The organism is Flavobacterium sp. (assembly GCF_049590715.1).
Classification (GTDB): domain Bacteria; phylum Bacteroidota; class Bacteroidia; order Flavobacteriales; family Flavobacteriaceae; genus Flavobacterium.
The window spans coordinates 1-5,691 of sequence record NZ_JBAWDL010000347.1; the positions used below are offsets into that span (position 1 = coordinate 1).

Genomic DNA, 5,691 nt, shown 5'->3' on the forward strand with positions numbered 1-5,691 from the left:
AAGAGCCGTAGGCTCGGCTCATATTGTAGGGATGGATTTTAATCCATCCATTTTCATAATGTCAATATGGCATTTTTAAAAATTGGTGCGCATTTTGATGAATTTAAACCAAATTAGAAATCAAAAAAAATAAAAATATGGGAATGGGCTATATAATATTGGCTGGTATGATAATGCTGGCGAGTTGGTTAGTGAGTTCGAGGCTAAAGAGCAAATTCGAACAATATTCTAAATTACATTTGCAAAACGGCATGAGTGGTGCAGAAATTGCTCAAAAAATGCTGCAAGACAATGGTATTTATGATGTAAAAGTAATCTCGACACCAGGAAGATTAACGGATCATTATAACCCTGTGGATAAAACGGTAAATTTGAGTGAAGCAGTGTATAATCAGCGTAATGCGGCTGCCGCTGCTGTGGCAGCACATGAATGTGGTCATGCAGTGCAACATGCCGTTGGTTATCAATGGTTGACTATGCGTTCTAAATTAGTTCCGTTTGTAAACGTGGCTTCGTCTTATATGCAATGGATTTTATTAGGTGGAATTTTATTGCTGAACAGTTTTCCGCAGTTGTTGTTAATTGGAATCATTTTATTTGCTGCAACCACGGTATTTTCGATTATAACGTTACCTGTAGAATATGACGCTAGTTATCGAGCTTTGGCTTGGTTAGATAATAAACGCATGTTAACTCAGCAAGAACACGCAGGCGCTAAGGATGCTTTAAAATGGGCAGCACGCACGTATTTAGTAGCGGCATTGGGTTCGATTGCGACTTTGTTGTATTATCTTTCGATATATATGGGAGGCAGTAGAAGGGATTAAACTCGAAGATTGAATTGATTTTGAGTATAAAAAAACCGCAATGTAAATTGCGGTTTTTATTTTTTATACTAACAATGAATTATTTTACTTTATTAACTTCTATAACATATTTTTCGATAGCCATTGTCATCGAAGGTGTTTCAGGTGTTGGCGCAAGAATATCAATTCGTAATCCATTGTCTAATGCCTCTTTTTGAGTTGAACTTCCAAATACGGCTATGCGAGTATTATTTTGTTTGAAATCAGGAAAATTTTTGAATAATGATTTGATTCCAGTGGGACTAAAAAAGGCCAACACATCATAATATACATCTGCTAAATCTGATAAATCACTCATTACCGTTTTGTAAAAAGTAGCTTGAGTCCAGTCTACTTTTAAGCTGTCTAAAGTAACAGGAGCATCAGCATTCAATTGATCCGAAGCAGGTAAAAGGAATTTTTCATCCTTATACTTTTTGATTAGAGGTGATAAATCTGCAAAGTCTTTAGCTCCAACATAAATTTTTCGTTTTCTGTAGACCACGTATTTTTGTAAGTAGTAAGCAACGGCTTCTGATTGACAAAAATACTTTAAGGTTTCAGGAACTTTATAACGCATTTCATCAGCAACTCTAAAGAAATGATCAACAGCATTTCTACTAGTTAAAATTATCGCAGTATAGTTGTTGAGGTCAATTTTTTGAAGACGAATCTCTTTCGCATTAACTCCTTCTATGTGGATAAATGGTCTGAAATCAATTTTTATTTTATGCTTTTGTTGTAATTCAAAATAAGGGGAATTTTCAACTTTAGGCTCAGGCTGTGACACCAAAATAGTTTTCACTTTCATATTTTAACAGTTTCTAAGCGCTAGTTTTTGTGTACCAGTAATACATCAAAAAATAGGGGGCTATTTCGAGAGTGCAAAGATATAAAATAAAATAAAACAACTTGCTGAATATTATATTTTGATAATTTTTTATTGACATTAAATAAGTTAATATATTCGAAATCAATACGGTAGCTATTATTGTTTGCGGAATTATTGTTGAAATACTTTCATAGTAGAACAAAATAATGTTAAAAGGAAGGATAAGTATGCCAATATAAGTACGATAGGTGACCTTTTGGAGGTTAAATTGCTCTACAAATTCTTCAATATTAAATACTGTTGCTATTATTTTTTCGATCAAATATTTCGATAAAATAAAGAAAATAACAAAAGTGATAATTTGGATATAAAGAATATAATCAGTTTTTGAGGCAAAGCCAAAGATACTCAGTGTTAATTGAATGAAGAAAGCAAAGGAAATCGCCTGAACGATGAATAAAGACAGGGTAAATCCACTCATTAAATGTCCAGAGTCACGATACACTTTGGAATATTTATCCGAAAAGATGAGGTTAATGAAGTCGCCAAAACGGTTTTCGTTTGTCGATTTTGTTATGGTAATTAGCAAAAAAGACAGCACAAATAATATTGTAGCCCAATCCTTGCTTTCAACTATCCTTGGATGAAGTAAATGTTCTGTCATAGTGGAGCAAAATTAGTAATTTTTTGATTGAAAGTTTTTATTATAGATTTATTATCATTCAAATGCATTAAAAAGTTTACTTTTGCGGTGAAATTAGTTGAAATATGAGCGACTGTATTGTTATAATTCCGACCTATAACGAAATTGAAAATATCGAAAGTATCATTCGTACAGTGCTATCACAGCATAAAAATTTTCATGTACTCATTATAGATGATAATTCGCCGGATCATACTGCTGATAAAGTGATGATGCTACAAGCTGAATTTGTAGGGCGTTTGTTCTTGGAGAAAAGAATGAAAAAATCAGGTTTAGGAACGGCGTATGTTCACGGTTTTAAGTGGGCACTTGGAAAAGGATATGACTTTATATTCGAAATGGATGCCGATTTTTCTCACAATCCAAACGATTTAGAAAAACTATACAATGCGTGTCATTTTGGTGATGCTGATCTATCGATTGGATCCCGTTATGTAACGGGTGTCAATGTGGTTAATTGGCCGTTAAATCGAGTATTAATGTCTTATTTTGCATCCGTATATGTTCGGATGATTACGGGAATGAAAATTCATGACGCAACGGCAGGTTTTGTTTGTTATAAAAGACAAGTATTAGAAACTATAAATCTTGATAAAATTAAGTTTGTAGGTTATGCTTTTCAAATCGAAATGAAATACCGGACGTATTGCAAAAAATTTAGTATTACCGAAGTTCCCATTATTTTTACTGATAGAACTAAAGGGCAGTCTAAGATGAGTAATTCAATTATCATAGAGGCTGTTTTTGGAGTGATTTCGCTTAGGATGAAAAAATTATTTAATACATTATAATACAAATACAATGAATAGGGTTTTAATTAAGAATGCCAAAATAGTAAATGAAGGGGTGATTTTTGAGGGCGATGTTTTAATTGAAAATGACTTAATTGTTGAAATTTCAGAAAGCATTAGTGCCAAATCATCTGAGTATGTGATTATCGATGCCGAAGGGAATTATTTGATGCCAGGTGCTATTGACGATCAAGTTCATTTTAGAGAACCAGGATTAACGCACAAAGGCGATATTGAGTCAGAATCTAAAGCAGCTGTTGCTGGTGGGATTACTTCCTTTATCGAGCAACCTAACACCGTTCCTAATGCCGTTACTCAGGAAATTTTAGAAGAAAAATACCAACTTGCTGCTCAAAAATCGTATGCGAATTATTCGTTTATGATGGGAGCAACAAATGATAATTTAGAAGAGGTTTTGAAAACCAATCCTAAAAATGTGGCGGGTATTAAAATATTTTTAGGTTCTTCAACTGGAAATATGTTGGTGGATAACGAAGCTACTCTAGAAAAAATATTTTCCAGCACGCCTATGTTAATTGCTGTTCATTGTGAAGATGAGGCTACAATCAAAGAAAATACGGCTAAATATATTGCGGAATATGGGGATAATGTGCCAGTAACTGCTCATCATTTGATTCGTTCGGCTGAAGCTTGTTATAAATCTTCTTCAAAAGCAATTGAGCTGGCTAAAAAAACAGGTGCTCGTTTACATATTTTTCACCTTTCGACTGCGATGGAAATGGATTTGTTTACCAATAAAATTCCATTAGAAGAAAAGAAAATTACGGCCGAAGTTTGTGTGCACCATTTATGGTTTACTAATGATGATTATGCGACCAAAGGCAATATGATCAAATGGAATCCTGCTGTAAAAACCGTTGAGGATAGAGACGCTTTATGGAAAGCCTTATTAGACGATCGTATTGATGTGATTGCTACTGATCATGCGCCACACACTTTGGAAGAAAAAAAACAATCCTATTTAAAAGCTCCTTCAGGTGGGCCACTTGTACAACATGCTGTGGTGGCTATGTTTGAAGCTTTTCATCAAGGCAAAATCAGTATTGAGAAAATAGTCGAAAAAATGTGTCATAACCCAGCTAAAATTTTCCAAATTGAAAAACGAGGTTTTATAAAAGTAGGGTATTATGCTGATTTAGTTATTGTTAATGCAGGATTGCCATGGGGAGTTAAGAAAGAAAATATTTTGGCTAAATGTGGTTGGTCTCCATTTGAAGGGTTTACTTTTAAATCAAGAGTTACACATACTTTTGTAAACGGACAACTAGTTTACAATAACTTTAAAGTCAAAAACACGAAGGTGGGTAAACGACTATTGTTCGATAGGAATTTCTAGGCAGTATGAAAAAATTTGTTTTGATTGTTTTAATATTGATTTTTGTAAGTTGTAAAGAGAGTACGATGCAAAAACCAGATCACTTTATTGAAAAAAGTGAGATGATTGATCTAATGTATGATTTATCTATTTTAAATGCGCTAAAGTATCAAAATCTGGAATCATTTAAAGGGTATAATACTAATGAATTAGAGTATATTTATAAGAAGTATGGTATAGATAGCGCTCAATTTGTTCAAAACAATAATTACTATACTTCAAATTATAAGGAGTATAAAAAAATGTTTGATCAAGTTACAGAACGATTAAATAGTGAGAGAGAGAAATTAGATATTATTATCAATCAAAATGAAAAGAACTCACACCTTTCAATCAAAGAAAAAGACTCATTGGCTAAAAAGAAAAGTCTTAATGAAAGATTAGAACAAGGAGCAAAAGCAAACGAAGAAGGTGTGTTGGATTAATTATTCAATTTTCCAATATCCATAATATAGTGATGAATGTCTAAAAAGCGGAATTTTAATTCTGCTTTTATTTTTTGATTCGAAAGCGTTGTTTGCGCATAGGACGCTTTTGCTGTGTATTGTGTTAGTTTTTTGTTTGTTCTAAATAGAGTGGCTCTAATCCAGTCTAATCGCCATGCAATTTCTATTTGCCACGGCTTTAAATGGATTTCAGGCCGTTTTTGATGTAAGGCATCACTCATTGTATTTATGATGTCTCTAAAGCTATAATTATCAGCAATAAGTGTGTACCGTTCATTAGTGATTTCGCTTTGCATGAGTTCAATAGCGATTCTAACGACATCAGTAACAGCAATAAATCCCGTAATACCCTCAGTGTAATATTTTAACCCTTCAGAAACTTTTTTGAATAACAATCCACTTCCTTGTTCATAAAAACCAGGCCCTACAATAACACCTGGATTAAGAATAATACTGTTTAAACCTTCTTGTTGTCCGCGCCAAAGTTCCATTTCGGCTCCATATTTTGAGATCGCATAGTCTGAATGTGGTTTTTCAGGGTTCCATTCGGTTTCTTCGGTGAGTATTGTTTCATGTTCTGCTAAATCTCCTAAGGCAGCTATCGAACTTAGGTGGCATAATTTGGTAACGTTTTTTGCAATACAAAAATTGACAATATTTGCAGTCCCTTCGATATTG

General features: G+C 33.5%; 7 protein-coding genes. 4 read left to right on the plus strand and 3 right to left on the minus strand.

Annotated elements, in window-relative coordinates:
• Window positions 1–137: 137 nt before the first annotated feature.
• A complete protein-coding gene (locus WBQ70_RS14770; protein ID WP_423915526.1) occupies window positions 138–827 on the plus strand; it encodes a zinc metallopeptidase in 690 nt (229 codons plus the stop codon).
• 79 nt (window positions 828–906) lie between these two features.
• On the opposite strand, the gene WBQ70_RS14775 is transcribed toward WBQ70_RS14770, so the two are convergent.
• Both WBQ70_RS14775 and WBQ70_RS14780 read right to left on the minus strand, forming a co-directional pair.
• Window positions 907–1,656, minus strand: coding sequence for a uroporphyrinogen-III synthase (locus WBQ70_RS14775; protein ID WP_423915528.1), 750 nt, complete (start codon window positions 1,654–1,656; stop codon window positions 907–909).
• Between the two features lie 13 nt (window positions 1,657–1,669).
• The gene (locus WBQ70_RS14780; protein ID WP_423915530.1) at window positions 1,670–2,341 is read right to left on the minus strand and encodes a DUF4271 domain-containing protein; all 672 of its coding nucleotides are present in this window, start codon (window positions 2,339–2,341) and stop codon (window positions 1,670–1,672) included.
• A gap of 104 nt (window positions 2,342–2,445) precedes the next feature.
• Between WBQ70_RS14780 and WBQ70_RS14785 the strand changes: the two genes are divergently transcribed.
• The 3 genes from WBQ70_RS14785 to WBQ70_RS14795 are packed head-to-tail and all read left to right on the plus strand — an operon-like array spanning window position 2,446 to window position 4,992.
• Window positions 2,446–3,171 carry a polyprenol monophosphomannose synthase gene (locus WBQ70_RS14785; RefSeq protein WP_423915531.1) on the plus strand — a complete coding sequence of 242 codons (726 nt, stop codon included), beginning with the start codon at window positions 2,446–2,448 and terminating at the stop codon, window positions 3,169–3,171.
• Between the two features lie 10 nt (window positions 3,172–3,181).
• Window positions 3,182–4,528 (plus strand): dihydroorotase, encoded by a 1,347-nt coding sequence (locus tag WBQ70_RS14790; protein WP_423915532.1) that lies wholly within the window; start codon window positions 3,182–3,184, stop codon window positions 4,526–4,528.
• Window positions 4,529–4,533: 5 nt separating this feature from the next.
• Window positions 4,534–4,992 (plus strand): DUF4296 domain-containing protein, encoded by a 459-nt coding sequence (locus tag WBQ70_RS14795; protein WP_423915534.1) that lies wholly within the window; start codon window positions 4,534–4,536, stop codon window positions 4,990–4,992.
• Here the strand turns inward: WBQ70_RS14795 and WBQ70_RS14800 are convergent.
• A partial coding sequence (locus WBQ70_RS14800) for an NAD-dependent epimerase/dehydratase family protein (protein ID WP_423915535.1) occupies window positions 4,989–5,691 on the minus strand: 703 nt, incomplete at its 5' end. The two genes, WBQ70_RS14795 and WBQ70_RS14800, sit on opposite strands and share 4 nt — an antisense overlap.

What these genes read in the sequence shown, in the direction of transcription:
- WBQ70_RS14780 (WP_423915530.1), bottom strand. Translation starts at nt 2,341, where the DNA reads ATGACAGAACATTTACTTCATCCAAGGATAGTTGAAAGCAAGGATTGG.
- WBQ70_RS14795 (WP_423915534.1), top strand. Translation starts at nt 4,534, where the DNA reads ATGAAAAAATTTGTTTTGATTGTTTTAATATTGATTTTTGTAAGTTGT.
- WBQ70_RS14785 (WP_423915531.1), top strand. Translation starts at nt 2,446, where the DNA reads ATGAGCGACTGTATTGTTATAATTCCGACCTATAACGAAATTGAAAAT.
- WBQ70_RS14775 (WP_423915528.1), bottom strand. Translation starts at nt 1,656, where the DNA reads ATGAAAGTGAAAACTATTTTGGTGTCACAGCCTGAGCCTAAAGTTGAA.
- WBQ70_RS14770 (WP_423915526.1), top strand. Translation starts at nt 138, where the DNA reads ATGGGAATGGGCTATATAATATTGGCTGGTATGATAATGCTGGCGAGT.
- WBQ70_RS14790 (WP_423915532.1), top strand. Translation starts at nt 3,182, where the DNA reads ATGAATAGGGTTTTAATTAAGAATGCCAAAATAGTAAATGAAGGGGTG.